The 16,082-nt window shown below is 58.5% G+C and carries 17 protein-coding genes; 3 read left to right on the top strand and 14 right to left on the bottom strand.

The window, feature by feature from the left end:
* The coding region (locus tag ACR3FF_RS13710) for a transposase (RefSeq protein WP_458188640.1) at window positions 1-143 on the bottom strand (143 nt) is incomplete at its 3' end.
* An 84-nt stretch (window positions 144-227) separates the two neighbouring features.
* Between ACR3FF_RS13710 and ACR3FF_RS13705 the strand changes: the two genes are divergently transcribed.
* Both ACR3FF_RS13705 and ACR3FF_RS13700 read left to right on the top strand, forming a co-directional pair.
* Window positions 228-452 carry a hypothetical protein gene (locus ACR3FF_RS13705; protein WP_458188638.1) on the top strand — a complete coding sequence of 75 codons (225 nt, stop codon included), beginning with the start codon at window positions 228-230 and terminating at the stop codon, window positions 450-452.
* Between the two features lies 1 nt (window position 453).
* A complete protein-coding gene (locus ACR3FF_RS13700) occupies window positions 454-1,608 on the top strand; it encodes an NAD(P)/FAD-dependent oxidoreductase (protein WP_458188637.1) in 1,155 nt (384 codons plus the stop codon).
* A 492-nt stretch (window positions 1,609-2,100) separates the two neighbouring features.
* Here ACR3FF_RS13700 and ACR3FF_RS13695 read toward each other — a convergent pair whose 3' ends face one another.
* Window positions 2,101-2,472 (bottom strand): alpha/beta fold hydrolase, encoded by a 372-nt coding sequence (locus tag ACR3FF_RS13695; protein ID WP_458188636.1) that lies wholly within the window; start codon window positions 2,470-2,472, stop codon window positions 2,101-2,103.
* Between the two features lie 61 nt (window positions 2,473-2,533).
* Window positions 2,534-3,769: an RNA-guided endonuclease TnpB family protein gene (locus ACR3FF_RS13690; RefSeq protein ID WP_458188635.1), complete on the bottom strand. Its 1,236-nt coding sequence runs from the start codon at window positions 3,767-3,769 to the stop codon at window positions 2,534-2,536.
* Window positions 3,770-4,233: 464 nt separating this feature from the next.
* Here ACR3FF_RS13690 and ACR3FF_RS13685 point away from each other — a divergent pair, with 464 nt between their 5' ends.
* Window positions 4,234-5,424, top strand: a complete 1,191-nt coding sequence (locus ACR3FF_RS13685) for an MFS transporter (protein WP_458188634.1) — start codon at window positions 4,234-4,236, stop codon at window positions 5,422-5,424.
* A gap of 372 nt (window positions 5,425-5,796) precedes the next feature.
* On the opposite strand, the gene ACR3FF_RS13680 is transcribed toward ACR3FF_RS13685, so the two are convergent.
* The 11 genes from ACR3FF_RS13680 to ACR3FF_RS13630 form a co-directional block, all read right to left on the bottom strand.
* Window positions 5,797-6,039: a hypothetical protein gene (locus tag ACR3FF_RS13680; protein ID WP_458188633.1), complete on the bottom strand. Its 243-nt coding sequence runs from the start codon at window positions 6,037-6,039 to the stop codon at window positions 5,797-5,799.
* A 380-nt stretch (window positions 6,040-6,419) separates the two neighbouring features.
* Window positions 6,420-6,806, bottom strand: coding sequence for a DUF7344 domain-containing protein (locus ACR3FF_RS13675; protein ID WP_458188632.1), 387 nt, complete (start codon window positions 6,804-6,806; stop codon window positions 6,420-6,422).
* Between the two features lie 200 nt (window positions 6,807-7,006).
* Window positions 7,007-9,853: a bacterio-opsin activator domain-containing protein gene (locus tag ACR3FF_RS13670; protein ID WP_458188631.1), complete on the bottom strand. Its 2,847-nt coding sequence runs from the start codon at window positions 9,851-9,853 to the stop codon at window positions 7,007-7,009.
* 646 nt (window positions 9,854-10,499) lie between these two features.
* On the bottom strand, window positions 10,500-11,501 hold the full coding sequence (locus ACR3FF_RS13665; RefSeq protein ID WP_458188630.1) for a hypothetical protein: 1,002 nt from the start codon (window positions 11,499-11,501) through the stop codon (window positions 10,500-10,502).
* A gap of 157 nt (window positions 11,502-11,658) precedes the next feature.
* A complete protein-coding gene (locus ACR3FF_RS13660; protein ID WP_458188629.1) occupies window positions 11,659-12,282 on the bottom strand; it encodes a class I SAM-dependent methyltransferase in 624 nt (207 codons plus the stop codon).
* A 140-nt stretch (window positions 12,283-12,422) separates the two neighbouring features.
* The gene (locus ACR3FF_RS13655; RefSeq protein WP_458188628.1) at window positions 12,423-12,689 is read right to left on the bottom strand and encodes a hypothetical protein; all 267 of its coding nucleotides are present in this window, start codon (window positions 12,687-12,689) and stop codon (window positions 12,423-12,425) included.
* Window positions 12,690-12,913: 224 nt separating this feature from the next.
* A complete protein-coding gene (locus tag ACR3FF_RS13650) occupies window positions 12,914-13,921 on the bottom strand; it encodes a sodium:calcium antiporter (protein WP_458188627.1) in 1,008 nt (335 codons plus the stop codon).
* Window positions 13,918-14,046, bottom strand: coding sequence for a hypothetical protein (locus tag ACR3FF_RS13645; RefSeq protein WP_458188626.1), 129 nt, complete (start codon window positions 14,044-14,046; stop codon window positions 13,918-13,920). The genes ACR3FF_RS13650 and ACR3FF_RS13645 overlap by 4 nt, the downstream gene beginning before the upstream one ends.
* 192 nt (window positions 14,047-14,238) lie before the next feature.
* Window positions 14,239-14,430, bottom strand: a complete 192-nt coding sequence (locus ACR3FF_RS13640; RefSeq protein ID WP_458188625.1) for a YegP family protein — start codon at window positions 14,428-14,430, stop codon at window positions 14,239-14,241.
* A 157-nt stretch (window positions 14,431-14,587) separates the two neighbouring features.
* Window positions 14,588-15,328: an esterase/lipase family protein gene (locus tag ACR3FF_RS13635; protein WP_458188624.1), complete on the bottom strand. Its 741-nt coding sequence runs from the start codon at window positions 15,326-15,328 to the stop codon at window positions 14,588-14,590.
* 333 nt (window positions 15,329-15,661) lie between these two features.
* Window positions 15,662-16,027: a DUF7344 domain-containing protein gene (locus ACR3FF_RS13630; protein ID WP_458188623.1), complete on the bottom strand. Its 366-nt coding sequence runs from the start codon at window positions 16,025-16,027 to the stop codon at window positions 15,662-15,664.
* Window positions 16,028-16,082: the final 55 nt, after the last annotated feature.

Here is a 16,082-nt window from a genome sequence, read left to right as displayed (position 1 = left end):
CGTGTTGTTCCCTTCTTGATCGTGTCCGCACTCTCGCAGTGCGGACACGTCACCCTGTCCGGCCATCGCTGATCACGCAGATACTCTAAACAGTCCTCTTTGTCAGGTAGAAAGACCTCGTTGACACTCTCTCTGCTGACCATGCTGGGGAAGGCTACGAACTCCAGTCATGAAAAAGTATTCACCGCTACAGATGAGCGATCGGAGAAACGCGTGGCCTTGGCCTTATGCACGGCGTCGAACTGGTATCAGCGGATACCAATACAACACCTGCAAAGAAGGCAGTAACGACGGTTATAAATCATGTGCGCGATGAACACAGCGTGCTCCTTGGTGGCGGCGGATACTATAAGAACGTCGTTCGTTTCCAACCACCCCTGGCCATTACTCGCGAAGAGCTCGAGCAAGCAGTCGATGCACTGTCGGACGTCATCGAATCGGTCGAGCGATAACATGTCGGGGACATCTTTCGACGTTATCGTCGTCGGTGGCGGTGTCATCGGCTGTGCCGTTGCTCGCGAACTCGCTACTGATCATAACTTGCTCGTCGTCGAACAGGGGCAAGTCGCTGCGGAAGCGACTGCACTCGCCGCAGGCGAGATTACGATGGCACCATCTTACACCGACAATCCATTCATCGCCGATTACGCTACCGAATTCTTCCGTGATTACGACGGAACTGGGCGGTTCGAGTTCACCGAACGGTCAAGTCTTGAACTGGTCCCACCCGACCGTGAGCAAGAAGCGCGTAGGCGCGTCGAACGACTTACCGCTGACGGCGTCGCGGTTTCGTTCATAGAGCCAAACGCCGTTGAATCGGAGTTCCCTCAGTTCAACCTCGATGAGTTCGCCGGTGTCGTCAAGCACCAAGACACGGGATTCGTCGACCCTTATACGTTCGCGACGACACTCAAAGACGACGCCGAATCCCGGGGTGCGACAATTATGACCGAGACCACGGTGACGGGCCTGCGTACCACTGACGACTGGGTGAACGGCGTCGAAACGTCTGCGGGTGCGTTCGACGCTCCCAATGTCGTGGTTGCTGCAGGGTGGCGAACCGAACGCTTCCTCCGCGATCGCGTCCAACTACCGCTCCGGCCATATCGAACTCAGTGCGTGGTGCTCGACCCCACCGAAGAGGTCAGTAACGAATTCCCCATGGGATGGGTTCCCGGAGAACACGTCTACTTTCGACCGGAGCACAACGGTGACCTACTGGTCGGCGGTTGGTCGTTTGCCGAGGATGACCCGGAGAGCGCAAGTGAGAACGAAGACGAAGCGTTCCGAGATCACGTCGCTGACCTCGTTCCGAGATTTCTCCGGGGATTCGAACACGCCCGGTTCGTCAACGGGTGGGCTGGCATAGACGGAGCCACGCCGGACACTCGTCCGATTATCGACGCGCCGAGTGATTGTTCTGATGGACTTGTAGTTGCGACGGGGTTCCACGGTCGTGGGGTGATGACCGCTCCCGTTGCTGCGACGGTCGTACGAACACTTGTTACCGGAGAGCGGTGTCCGTTCTCCCGGGATTTGTTCGCTCTCGATCGGTTCGAGTCACGGTCACCGGATTTCGAGTTCCACAGCATCAGTGTCGGGGATTGAACCACCAGTTTCGACGTAGAGATATGGTCGCTGTCGTCATCATCGGTGCCGTAGCGGTCGCGGAACATACCAGCTTTCGAAGTGGTTGCACTACTGACTGCTATAGTGCCCATCGTAATCGCGGGTGAACAGGAGGCATCCGGCGGATCTGTGCGCCAATACTGGTCGACTGAATGTCTCGATTGCGACCCCTGTCGTTCCGCAGTATGTCCTCATCACGTCACTGAATTTCTGGAACAGAAAAATGAGATAAACTGCTTCAGACGGAAGCCTAATGGAGATGGCTATGTTGGTGAAGACATTTCGTCGAAGTCAGAACTTCCCGTCTCCGTCGCCGAATTAGATAGCGACTGGAAAATCTGCTTGAAGGCCAGCAACGATGTTGCGAGTCGATTCAGCAAACCCTTCGACGTTCGCGTCACGACCGAACGCGGGTGGTACGAGGTGACGGTCTTCGCCACACCCTGAGCGTTTGCGGGGAAATCGCCTGGTCTACGCTTCGAGGAACGCCCGAATTTCCGGGACGAGTTCGTCCCCCTTCTCTTCCTGGATGTAGTGTCCCGAGTCGTCGACCTCGATGGTGCGAGCGTCCGGAAACAGTGCTTCCCATCGCCGGAGGTCCGATACGCCGAATCCGACGTCCTGCATCGGCCAGAGTATCAGCGTCGGAACGTCCGGAATGTGGCCACGACGATTCCACAGCCGTCGGAGCCACTCCTCCGAACCGGTCAGTTCGCGGGGGAAGACCCAACTCCCCTTGCGGTCGTCCGGCGTCGCGAGCGATTCGAGATACTGACGATGAATCCTGGGGGTCAACCGAGAAACGTTCTGAACTGTCGCTTTCGCCGGTCTTCGACCGGCCACGTGACATCCTCCCCGCCGTAAACAGCGAGGCTCCCTACAAGGTGAGCTCATTATAGAGGTTTTAGGACTGAAACGCCGCAAGCGTCGTCTGTCCGGATTTCGGACTCGGCATGCGGTGTCCTCTGGTGCTGTCACAAGCACTCCCATCCCGAGGCGTGTCATCGTCCGTCGATTTTACCGACAGACTCTCACCCCACGGGTCGAGGCGACTAGCGATATTGGCCGCCGCATTGATATCGCCTTGATACTCCGTCACCCAACACTGGTCGTTCGTACAGCGGAATACTGCCTGGACGCTCCGGCTTCCGAGGTGGCCACAGGAGTGGCACGTCTGACTCGTGTACGCCGGATTCACGAACCGAACCGGGATCCCCGCGTCTCGAGCTTTATCTTCGATCCGCCCGGAGAGTCGGGAGAACGCCCATGCGTGCAGACGCCGGTTCATGAACGTGCCGTAATCCAGATGCTCACGAATGTACGACAAGTCTTCAAGGACGATAACGGGATCGTCGAACTGGCGAGCGTATTCAACAGCTTGTCGAGACGCCTTCTCGACAATATCCGCCAACGCATTCTGGTAGTGGTCGAATCGTTCGTCCACGCGCCACTCGGCGGCGTCTCTCGACTGTAGCCGCCGAAGTGTGGAGAACATCTCTTTGCGGAGGTGTCGCGCTCGACTGCCGCTGACGAGCATCGGCTTCCGTGGCACGTCGCGTTTGAGGGCACAGCCCGTAATCAACGCGCTCTCGCCTACGTCGAAACCGATGTACGTCGGGTCGTCCGGTTCGGTCGGTTCGTCGACCGGGTATTCGACGGTGACGTGCAATTCCCACGACGTACGGTGTCGCTGTAGCCGCAACTCGCCCGCCTTCGCGTCCTCAGAGAGCAGGTCAAACCACAGGGGTTCCTGCTCGGGGTTAATCCGAAGCGGAATCCAAAAGTTCGTGCCACAGCCGGGTTGCGGAGCCTGCCACACGAAACTGTATTCGCGCTCGTCGGAGTAATCGAACGTGGCCGCTCGATTGACGAGGCGAAGCGGATGCTCGTCGCCTAATTCCTCGGCGTCGTACGTCTTGTGGAGTTTCGGGACGTAGGATTTGAGCGCGTCTTTGGCTTGGTACGGGAGGTCGTAGGGCGTTACGATGTCGTTGACCGCGGACATCGTATCTGCCCCAGCGTCGAAAGCGTCGTGGAGTGCGTTTCGGTAAGTGTCCAAGAGTCGCTGGAGGCGTTGCTCTTTGCCCGTGGTGGGCGGAGTGAGCGTCGCCTGCAGTGTTTTCGTCACCGTCTCGGACACACACTCTTATACAAGACCGAAACACTTGAATATAACTTTTGTGTAACTTATTTATTGAAGATATCAAGATAGAGTTGGAGGCCGGATGGCAGTATAAGAGTTTGTAAGAAACGAAGAAACAGTACAGTAGAACGTCGATAGGTATGCTACTCCATGCTCAGAAGGAGTTGGACTCCGGCAATTTCGATTAAGCGGTTGACCGTGTCGTGTTGCTTACGCGATTCCCGCCCGGCCTTTAGGCCGGGATTCCCTCGCTGTTTAAAGATGGTATCGTGGAAGTGTCCAGCTAAACCACGGGAAGCCTCGGGGTCAAGCCCCGAGGCGGTTCACCGGCCGCCAATCGAGAGGGTGGTAGTTACGGGACTACCGTGTGACGTCGAATTCGGCCGAAAAAGCGTCGCTCGTCCACCTATCGGACAACGGTAGTGTCTTCAGGTGGTCCACACAATGAGAAACCAGCTTCCATGTCGACGCGGAGAAATCGTATCGTCCTCGCCGGAATCATCTTCGTCATCCTCCTCGCGCAGGTGCTACTGTATCCCGGCATCGATACGTTGGTCGTCGTCTTCGGTGGGGGAGAAACGCTCACGGCGAGTATGTGGTTTCTCGCCGCCGAGTTCGCCGCGTTCGTCGCCTTCGCCGGTCTCTGGGGTGCGGTGAGCGACGCGACGGGGCGACGCATCCCGTTTATCGTCGCCGGCGGGGTGGGTGGGTTCGTCGGCTACAGCCTGCTCGGGCTGTTACCCACGCTCGATACGGCGACCTTCGGGACGGCCCTCGCGCTCAGGGTCTTCCAGGGGGCGGCGACCATCGGGTCGTTCTCGCTGGCGATCACGATGCTGATGGACCTCGAAGGCGGCCACGGCAGGAATATGGGCGCGGCCGGTATCGCTATCGGCGGCGGAACTGCGCTCGGAGCACCGCTCGGCGGCCAACTCTACGAACTCGGCCCGCTCGTCCCCGTGTACGTCGCCAGTGGGCTGTTGCTGGTCGTCGCGCTCGTCGCCGCGGTCGCTCTCGACGGAAACGAGAGGGGAACCCACCGAGAAGGGGTTTCCGGCGCGCTCGTCCGAATCCGCGAGACGCCACTGTTGTTCGTCCCGTACGTCTTCGGATTCATCGACCGACTGACGGCCGGGTTCTTCGCGCTCGTGGGAACGTTGTACTTTCGAGAGGTGTTCGAACTCGACCCCGGGACCACCGGCCTCATGCTCGCGCTGTTTTTCGCGCCGTTCGCGCTCCTCCAGTATCCGTTCGGCGTCGTCTCCGACCGAATCGGGCGGGCGATACCCATCGTCGCCGGGTCGACGCTGTACGGCCTCGCGGTCGTCGGTGTCGGCGTCGCACCGTCGGTTCGAGTGGCCGCCCTCGCCATGCTTCTCGTCGGCGTCATCGGCGCTATGATGGCACCCGCGACGATGGCGCTCGTCACCGACTTGGCACCCAGTAGCGACCGGGGAGTTGCGATGGCCGGATTCAACGTGTTCGGCAGCGTCGGCTTCCTGGCCGGTATCCTCGTCGGCGGTTCGGTGGCCGACCAGTTCGGCTACCTGACCGCGTTCGTCGTCGCGGGCGGCGTCGAGGTCGCCCTCGCGATGCTCACCCTCCCTGTCGTCTTTCGCGTCGACCGGTTCGAAATTCCGACCCCACGGTAGTAGGGTCTCGAAGATTCGTCTCACGGTCGATGCTGGCTCTGAAAGGTCCCTTAGTCGACGTATGAAATTATATCGGACGAGTCAGTGATGTGTCTCCGAGGATTGCGGTCGAAAGAATATACCTCACGTACCCCTACCTGAGGTAGTTACATATCGAGCGAGGGAAGGTATATGCTTTCTGCAACTGGTACAAAATTCAGCAGATACGTTTCGGATGCTCTACTGAAAGCGACAGCTACTTTCTCGCCACCCCGTGGCTGGTGTCGACGCTCTTTTCCACTCGGTCGAGCGCCGTCGGTCGGCCGAGAGCACTGCTCACGAGGAGAGGCCCCACCGACGAGCGACGGTCAGCCGTCGGTCAGAAGCGACTTGCTAGCGTTCGATCTCGTCGGGGTTCAGGTCTTGGATTTCGACGACCTCGGCCTGTGAGATGACTTGCTCATCGCCACTCGTACGGATTTGTATCGTCTGGCCTGGCAGGTCGGGGTCGTCGTCGTCCGCGGGTTCCTCCGGAACGGAGAGCGCGACGGCCTCGTCGATGGTGATGGAGCGACGTTGAATCGGGTCGCCGTCGTGGTTGACCGTCTCCCACACTTCCACGTCGAAATCGCTCATGGATTTGCCAAAGTACTCTTCTGCATCCTTGTTGACGGAATCTTCGGTCTGGGACTCACCAGCCGTCCGGTTCCCGTCCTGGACCTATTCGTGCTGGTACTGGTGGACGTGTACGAGCATCGTCGCGGCTAGGACAGCCACCGACAAAAGGGTTCAGCATGAATTATCCTGGGGGACTAGTCGCCATCCTCGCGCTCGGACGTGCCGCGGTCAGTGTCGTCCCACGCTGCTGGGGTGTGGTTTTCTATATCTCGATACAAATTAAAAAATATGATTCTGTGTTTTGAAACCTTCCATGCTCCGAATTACGACGTTTCATTTATAACCAATCTCTCCGCAAGAACCTACAATAGGAAGTGAACCATCCCCGGTCCCCTGGGTCAATCTCTGTGCAACTCGTCAGGCAGGTTGTCGACGTGCTTCTGTATCGACCGTAAGAAGGGGCGAATTTCCGCGAATTGCGGACCCCTGACTACATCATTTGTGTCTCGATTCCACTCGATGAGACCCGCATCGTCGAGCATCGGGAGGTGACTGTGGAGTATGCGGATTTCGAGCTGCTCCATGTCTACGTCGGACTCAGTGACTTCTGCTGGACGCTGGACGTCTAACCCGTCCTGTGGATTGTTCTCCAACAGCGCAAAGAGTAGTCGACGACGATACGGGTTCGCGAGGGCATCGAGGACGGTATCCAACGACGCGTGTGATGCCGGTTCGTCGGTCGAAACTGGGCCTGTTGTCTCACGCCCTCCCACATCGGAATTCATTGATGGGTAATTGAAGGGGACGCTGTGAAAGCGTGGTGTCGAACATATTGTCCCCGGTTGAGAGAGGAGGCGTAATATCTAGGTGACTGGTATCGGGTACAGATGATGTGGTGGTTCCGTCCAATCAAGAGGGAACAAACCCGCTTCCGATGATTACCGTCCAGGGCCAACTTGGATGTTATATATATTGGGCGTAATAGTTAGCCGTGTGTTCCGCGGAAACCACTGTGTGAGCTATTATCGAACACCATCGCACAGAGTCTGCGTTGCGCCTCCCGCAGATGTTGAGTGAACGTCGACTGAGAGATATCGAGGGCTTCAGAGAGTTCGTTGCCCGTCTGTACACGCGGTGATTCGAAGAATCCACTCCGGTACGCAAATTGGAGGATCTCCTGTTGTCGAGGTGTGAGACGATCTTCGAACGTCGCCAAGAATGTATGTTCCGTTTCGAGCGATCGGGTGCGCGTTCGACGCGAGAGCATTTCGATATCGGGAACGGCTTGCTGAACCCCTTCGATAAACTCACGGACGGCAGCCGTCTCAGGAAGATCAATGGCGGCAGTGGCAGTCCCCGCATTGATGGTGAGTGTCCGCAGCGTCGCGTCCCGGTCGAGGAACTGCGAGGCAAGTGTCGGGTCGGCCGGTCGTGCCTTGAATAGGGTCCCGTTCTCACTATCGGCAAGACAGTGTAGTTCTTCGAAGGCGAACGACTGCTCCCCAGCAGCCACGAGTTCGTCCGTGGAGACGTCCACCGCAGTGAAAAATACAGTCGTGTCACCATCTGCTCCCGGAACGAGCCCCTCGAATTCGATCACACAACCGGTTTGTCGAGCAAGACGACACAGTGGTGTGTCCGCTGCCGTCGATCTGAGCGTGAGTTCGATGCTGCTGTCTGTCTGAAGGGTTTCTCTGGTCTCGAGAGCGTGAATCGCGTGGGCGATTGTCTCCCCAAGCTCCGCCAGTATGTTGGAATCGCGCTCGATGTCCTGCGGGGTCCCTGTGTAGACCGCTAAGACGCCGTAGACGGACTCATCGTACACAAGCGGAAGACTAAGATATGAACGCGCACCTCGTTTGAGCGTGGCTTCACGCCATGGTGTAGCTCGTGGATCGGTTGCGATGTCCGTAACGACCTGCATCTCTCCGGTCTGGATCGCAGATATGAATGGACTCCCATCAGCCACCGATCCGTCGACCTCTGTCGTGAGTTCGTCCAAATAGCTACTGTCGACACCCCCCCATGCACGTGGTTCTATCGCATTGGCGTCTGCATCGTAGTCGCCGATCCACGCGAATTCGTAGAGCTCGGAGTCCGCCAAAAGCTCACAGACGGTTTCATCGAGTGCATCGCTCGTCTCGGCATCTACAAGCGCACGGTTAATCTCCCATATAAGAGAATAAAGTCGGTCGAGATGCGCCAACTCTTCGTTCTGGCGTGCTAATTCCGCTTCGCCTTCGGCGCGGTTCCAAGCTGATTTGACAGTTAGGGCGACCGACTCCACGAGGTCAACCGTCTGCTCGTCGAACGTCTCGGTCTGCGTCGAGCCAGCATCGATGACGCCGTGTTTCCCTAGCGGGACGAGAACACGACTTCGCAGTGGCGAGGTCGATGATAAACTCTCAGAGACGTCGAGATCGTTGTCAACGTTGACTTCGTCGCCGATGAACGTCTGCCAGACCTGGTCAGGGGACTCATCGGGCAGTTGGACCGCATCGGGGTCCGTCTCTGGAGCAGTGTGACTGGCATGCTCTCGAAGTTGTCCAACTGTCTCATCGTAGCGCCAGAGTGCGACGTACTCGACGCCGAGGATGTCCCGCGTGAGTGTAGCGACGCGGTCGCTGATCGTCTCCGTGTCGGCGTCTATTAGCTCTCGACTCGCGACGTTCAGCCGTTCCAGTGACTCGTTAGCCTGTCGTAACTGCTCCTCGGCCTGTTTGCGGTCAGTGATGTCGAGTGCAGCGCCGGTCAAGCCGACGATCTCCCCAGACTCGTCGTGGAGTGGCTCGATCGTTACGTCGTAGGTGGCCTCACCGCTCGGTATCTCATACGTCAATTCCTCGCGAACACCTTCACCGGTTTCCAAAACTGTATTCTTTGGTGCCATGACGGTCTCTGCTGCCTCGGGTGATAACAGTTCGTCGTCACGCTTTCCCAGCGTGTCTTCATCGTCGAAATCCGTAGCTGGGGATTTGACCCACGTGTACCGCAGGTCGGTATCCTGTCGAAAGAGGACGAGTGGTGAGTTCTCTACCGCAATATCGAGTTGCTCTTTCTCCGTCTGAAGTTTCTGTTTGATCTCTTTGCGCTCGGTGACGTTAACTGCGATGTTGAAGATTCCTCCGATGGAGTCGTCATCCATCGGAATTGGGTTCGCGGTGTAGTCGAACCAGGCGTCCTCGATCTGACCGTTGCGTTCAAGCGGCATGAAGCGTTCTCGTCCGATAGCACCCACCTCACCGTTCAGCACGTCCGTAAACATCGGCTCGATCGTATCCCATATCTCCGGAAATACTTCGTGAGCGGGCTGTCCGAGCGCCTCCGGGTGCTTGTCGCTGATTAGCTTCCGCCACGCGTCGTTGTACAGGAGCGTGAGTTCACTCCCCCAGTAGATTCCGATTGCCTCGCTCGCACCCAACATGATATCGACCGCGACCCGCAACTCTTGGGGCCAATCATCCATAGGGCCGATGGGCGTCTCAGACCACTCCTTCTCGCCGATACGTTTGCCCATCTCCCCGCCCGAATCGAGTGCGAACGGCGGCCCGTCCGAACGCACTTCGGATTCGGTGTTCCGATACGAGTCGTTTTCCCGGTCTGTCTGGTGCTCGCGATCCTGAGGCGGTCGCCACCATACTCGGCCGCGGGCACCGACTTTTTTCGTCTCGAGTGAACCGTTCTCGACGAGTGCGTCGAGTTTGTTGTAGATGGTGCGGTCAGCACAGTCGAACTCCTCGGTAACCTCTGGAGTAGTCAGCGGTGTGCCTGGTGGATCGAGGGTTGTGAACACCTCGAGGACAGTGGTTAGTGATGGTGTAGAGGAACTCATACCGCTGAGTAATCGTAGACCGCTCATAAGAATTGCTGTCAACGGAAATCAGCCGGGGAGATCGGAAGAAACACCAAAGACCATTCGTCTTTAGCTAAGACTCACACCTCGGTTGCGTAGCGGTAGCGAGCGTTTCCTGTAAGATTGGTGGCTCTGTTGGACACAGCTATCGTCTCCTCATTCCTCTCGAAAAGAAGCCTCGATAAGCTACTGCTGTACTGCGGTTCTTCTCTTAGCTAAAGACGGATGCACCAAAGACACCAATTACGGTAGAAAGCGACAATATCCCATTAACCCCGTGAGCGGAAGTGGACTGACCCCGGTACCTCCATTTCGATCTATGCACAATTTGTAGTGCCAGATTGAAGACGTGCTATTAACGAGATTGACATCAGGGAGGACAGTGGAAAAAGGCAACAGGAAATCGAGCACGCCGAGGTCGTCCGCCAACTCCCCTATCTTCGGTTGGAATTTCCCAATGATCCCAAAACGCATTCTATTGAAAGAACGTTCTCAATCCGTGGATTCTCCTCCGACGTCTACAAAACGTCTCGGGCCTCGTAGCCGGAGAAATTTTCGTGGTCAGCGGTGAGGAAGCGGTTGCAGATCCGTTCGACGAACGACAGGAACGCGGGAGTCTGCTACCCTACTGTTTCGTCGTGGTCGTCTCTCCTCCAGCGTCGTGCCCGTCTCTCAATTCCGTCCAGTAGACCTGGCCATCGTACGTGGTGAGATAGTCGCCGCTCACACCGTCTTCTCCGGTGGTGACAGCCTCGTGTCGACGGAACTCGTCGACCAGCGACGAGAACGCATCGGAGGGTGAGTCCCCCCGTTCGACGGTGTATCCGTGTTCGATGGCTCGCGTGACGAGTTCGCGCTCGGCATCGGCGAGCCCCGAGAGTTCGAACGCGTACCGGTCACGGAGATGCCGACCGTACGCGCCGACGGTCGGTGCGATCCGTTCGGCCGTGTAGCGGTACGTCTTGAGCGTCGCGTCTTTGGAGTTCGAGTTTCGTATCGAGAACCGCGCACGTCGGCTAGACTCCCATTCGACGACCAGGCGGTCGGGTGTCGGCACGAGCGCCGACTGGTTTCGGTCAGTATTCGCGTACACGAACGTCATCCCGACGTCGAGGGGCGTGTCCTCTCCCACGGCATCGTCCCCGAGGCCGACCAGTCGAAACTTCTCGCGGTCGAGCCGAGGAAGGTCGCCGAACTGCACGATTTCGTCCTCTGCTGCCCGTTCCACGGGAGTGAGGTCCCAGAAGTAGCGAGTCGCGGGGCGTTCGTTTCGGACGTCGTACGAGAGTCGATACACACCGCCGTCGTACAGGAACGGTCTCTCGTCCCTCCAGAGAGGCGGTGATTCGGCATCGACCGTCATCGACCCGTTTTCGACGGTGCGCTCGACGACGCGTCGGCACTCGTCCGGGTATTCTCTCAGGGATAGCACGTGTCGTCGACCGATTTCGGCGTTCTGCACCGCCGCCATCTGTAACCGAGCAGCGGGAGGCGGGTTCCCTTCTGCCTCCGTGCGGCGAGGGCTTTTTTCTTCCCCACTCGAATCGGCGATACTCGTACAACCAGCCATCGCGGCCGGGAGACCCGTTACAGCGGAGGCGAGGAACGCACGGCGAGAGTGTTTCATCGTACTCCATCACCATGGAGAGTTCGGATAATGGTTAGGATAACACAAAGAAGTGTTTGACACATCCCGTCACCGCCCACTCGCCCCGACGACGACCGACATTGCAGATAGACGCCCCGAACTCGGCACACCGTTCGCTGCGCTGCGTTCTCGGTGCTCAACTATCGAGTCGGGCCAAGAAGAACACCCATCGTTCGTCGTCCTCGGCGAACGTATCGGTGGTTCCCCACTCGTCGCTGATGGTGAATCCGGCGTTCTCTAGGTGCTCTCGTGTGGCTTCCGCTCCAGCGATGTTCCACTGCATCTCGGTGCCGCTCTCTAGCCAATCCGGGTTCGTCCCGCTCCACTCGTTCGGGCCTTCGGAGAGGAGCACACGACCGCCGGGCCGCAAGACCCGTGCGAACTCGTCGACGACCGTTCGGTGCTCGTCTATCGGAACGTGAATCAACGAGTGGTACGCGGTAATCGCATCGAACACGCCGTCACGGAGGGGTAACCTCGTCATATCACCTCGCAGGAGCGAGGCGCGAGGGGCGTTCTCCGTGGCCAACTCCAGTTGTGTCCGGGAGAAATCGAGCCCGATTGCGGTCGCTGAATCGCTCAACCGGCGGAGGACGGGCGTTCCCTGTCCACAGCCTGCATCGAGGACGCGTGCCGACGTCGGAAGCGGTTCGAGAAATCGGTCGAGTACGTCGATATCGCGCGCCTCTTCGGACCGTTCTGCGGCATACGTCTCTGCCATTTCGTCGTATCCACGGCGAACGGCGTCCTTATCGACCATCACGGACGGGTACTCGTTCGGAACTGTTCAACTTTTTCGTGTGATCGTTCGGTTCACGCTCTGTCCGTCGCAGTCCTGTCTGGCACACGACGTCGGGACGGTCGAGTCCGGAGTCTGAAATCCATCAGCGTGGTGTGCGTCTATCGCTCGTCGGAGAGTTGAATTGCCCGAGAGACGACGTACATCAGAACGATGCCCGAACCGACCGCGAGGATGAACTGACCTACTACCGTGAATATCGCTCCGAGCACCGAGTGTTCGAACAGCAGAAAGACCAGCGCGAACGGGGCGAGTGCAATCGCGACGACCAGTCCGATGAGTTTGGCGAGCGGTAGTGCTTCCACGAGAATCTGCGTCGTGTCTATCGTTCCGGTTCCCCGGTCGACGAACAGTGTATCGGACGGCATCCTTCAGTGTTTTGATGATTCTCGTCGTACAAGTATCCTCCGACAGAGACGAAAAGGAAGTGTCCACTCCGTACCGGCAGGTGTACTCATCCCCCGACGGTGTCGAAACGATACTTTCCGACCTCTCGCCGTGTGGCGTCGAGAGAGGAAATCATCTATCGCGGTGCGACGGACGACGAACGTCCCCGTCGACGCGTCGAACGTCCAGCCAGCCGAATCCGAATTCAGATTCCGCGAACGGTATCGACGGCGGTCATCGTCTCGAGTCCTATCCAGAAGAGAAATCCTCCGTAGAGGGCGATGAAGACGTACGCTTCTCTATTGGTGAGCTCGAGGTGAGTGCGGATGAAAACGATGAATACCAGCGTCGTGACGCCGAGAAATCCCATGAGCGGAATCGCGAGGAGAAAGTCGACTGTCGTCGGGCCGGCGATGAGGACGCCGACCGGGATAGCGACGAGGAGGTTGAACGTGTTGCTCCCGAGGACGTTCGTCAGGCTGGTAACGCTTGAATCGCGCCTCGCAGCGCGAATGCTAACGAACGCATCGGGAAGGCTCGTTCCGATAGCGATGACTGTCAGCCCCCAGAAGAATGGTGGGGTGTCGAATATCGCGCCGAGAGAGAGGGCCGAACGGACGATTCCTTCGACGCCGAGAGCGATGACGAGCAGGGAGCCCCCGAGTCGCGCCCACTCGTACGCTGGCTTCACGTCGATATCCGCCGCACTCACGTGCTCACGGGTGTCCTGGAAGTGGAGGAAGACGTAGACACCGTAGGTAGCGAGCGGGAAGATGGCGAGTGCGGGGGTGAGGATGGCCGCTCGGTTCGTCCCGCCCGGCACGTAGGTTGCACCGAGGGCGAACGTAATGAACAGGACGAGAATACTGATGACGTAGAACTGCGCGTCCTTGTGGACGATGTCGCGCGTCGATTCGAGTTTCTCGCTGGCGAGCGCGGACACTGCTGGAATGACGAGGAGGTTGAAGATGGCACTCCCGACGATGGCACCGACGCCCAGGGAGAACTCTCCGTGGAGGAGTGTACTCACGACCACCGAGCTCAGTTCGGGGAAACTCGACCCGACGGCGACGACGATAGCGCCGTGGACAGCGAGGGGCAGCCCGTAGTGCTTGCTGAGGCGTTCGGCGGAGCGTTCGAGGAGTTCGCTTCCCTTCCAGATGACGCCGGTCGAGATCGCCGCCAGTACGAGTGCAACGAGGAGGGAATTCACGGGCTCTCCCCCCCGGAGACGAGCGGGAACGACGTCGCCACCGCCGCGAATCCGCTCGTCACCACCGCTGTCACCGCATCGACGTCCTCCGTAACGTCCGACCGATTCGTTTGGAAATATACCATATTCGTTGACCTTGCCCATATTTACTGGCGTGAGACATATAAATCACAAATTAATCGCCGAAACGGCCAACGTCGGAGGTACGAGGCGTCCGTTCTCGATACCCGCTCATTGGCGGCTAATCGCGTATTCGGGGCAGAGAGCCTGTACAAGTCGGTGAAAACGGGCTTCCAGGGGTTAGCGAGCCCCCTCGTTCAGGAAGTCGTGTCGTGGATAGTGGCGCTCGGGACCGCTCGCTTGACGCTTCGAATACCACGTTCGGCACCCTGCTTCGAACTGTATCCTTCACCGCAGTCGGCGATTATCTCCTCGTTCGTCGCGACGAGTCGCCATTGCCACTCTCCGGCGTTATCGACGAACAACTCGAATAGAGGTTCGGTGGGCATGACTCGTCTCTTCATACTGAAGCGACGAACAAAGGTGCTCGGATCGATCGACACGGACAGTCGGAGCAACAGAGCGAGAGCGGAGGTTTCTCGCCGGTCGTATCGATGGGGCGTCGGCCGTCACTGGACTGTAGCGACCGTCGAAGAACGCCGACCCTCAATCGAGCAGCCGGTAGTACTGGTCGAAGACCGCCCGGTCGTACACGAGTTGAACGTGCTCTTGATACCCCGAATTGACGTTTCGCGCCACCTCGACGGACGAGCGTTCGGGAGACGGGAGGCTCGCGTACTCACTCGGGACGATGAGTTCGTCGGCACCGCTCCAGAGGGCGGTGTACTCGACGCCCTCGGCGAGCGTCCCGTCGTTCAACTGTTCGAGGAACGTACTGCCCGGGGTCATGTCTCTGCCGCCCTCCGTGAGCAGACCGAGGTAGGCCGCGTAGGTTCCCTGATGAGGGGTTCCGAGCGTGACGAGGTCGTCGACGTACTGTGCGCCGTCCTGATTCTCGATACACCACCGCGAATCCAGTCCGCCCATCGAGTGTGCGACGATGTCGACCCGACGGTCGTGTGCCTCGTTGATGGTCTTTAGCTGGTCGCCCACCACGTCGGCGTACTCGGCGGGTGAATCTGTGGTCGTGCCCGGAACCTCGCCCAGATCGAGGACGTAGACGTCGTCCTCGGCGTAGCCGACGTCGACTAAGTATCCCGTGACGACCTCCCACCACGGCGTCTCGCCGGTGTCGCCGTACCCGTGAACCAACAACACCGGTTCGGAACCGGGTGGCGTAGCGGTCGCCGATGCCGAACCGACGGCAGCGATACCGAGCGTCGACCCTCCGAGAACCGATTTCCGGAGGAACGACCGCCGTGTCGAGGTGGGCTCGAATCCTGTCATACGATGGGTACGGTTCCGTGACGGGGAACGTCTACTGCCGTGGATACGCACCGATTTTTCTGCCTCGTACCACCTTGTTCGGTGACGAAGTCGCCACTCGTCAGCACGAGAAAACTACCGCATTCGATTCCACCGGCCGCCATCGGTCATCGGTTCACGCTCCCGACGAAGGTATTGTCGTGTAGAGCCGATATGGTGAGATGTACGTCGTGACGGTGGTGTCGATGTGACTGTGAAACTCCGTCCCTTGCTCTTCAAATCGACGGGTGACGGTGACCCCACAATCTACAGGCGGAGCAGGCCGAGTGCCTCGGGGCTTGACCCCGAGGCGGTTTACAGCCATCCACTCGTCGATTCGTTCGGATACTCGTCCGCGAGGGTGACGAACGGGACGATAACGTCGAAGTACGACCCACGCCCGATCACGTCGGTCTCGTGGTTCCACTCGACGAATCCTGCGGCCTCCAGTTTCGGCAGATGGACGTGGTAGAGTTGTATTTCGAACAGTTCGATATCCTCGGTATCGATGGTGAGTGCCGCCAGCGAAAGTTCGTCCTCGTCGTGCGAGGTGACCTCGTGGAGCCGAGAGAGGATACTGCGTCGATCCTGATCGGCGAGACAGTCGAACAACGTGTTCAATCCGCCATGGAACTGTGTCGTGTCGTTCGTTCTCGATCGGTTCATCCGCGATGGACTCATGTTTGAGTAACTCCTCGAAATGTTGCCTTTCTATCGTGGTGGTCACGACCACGAC

The sequence above is a fragment of the Haladaptatus ordinarius genome (assembly GCF_054177595.1).
The sequence above is the reverse complement of the archived record's forward strand: the minus strand, read 5'-3'. Positions and strand labels throughout refer to the sequence as shown.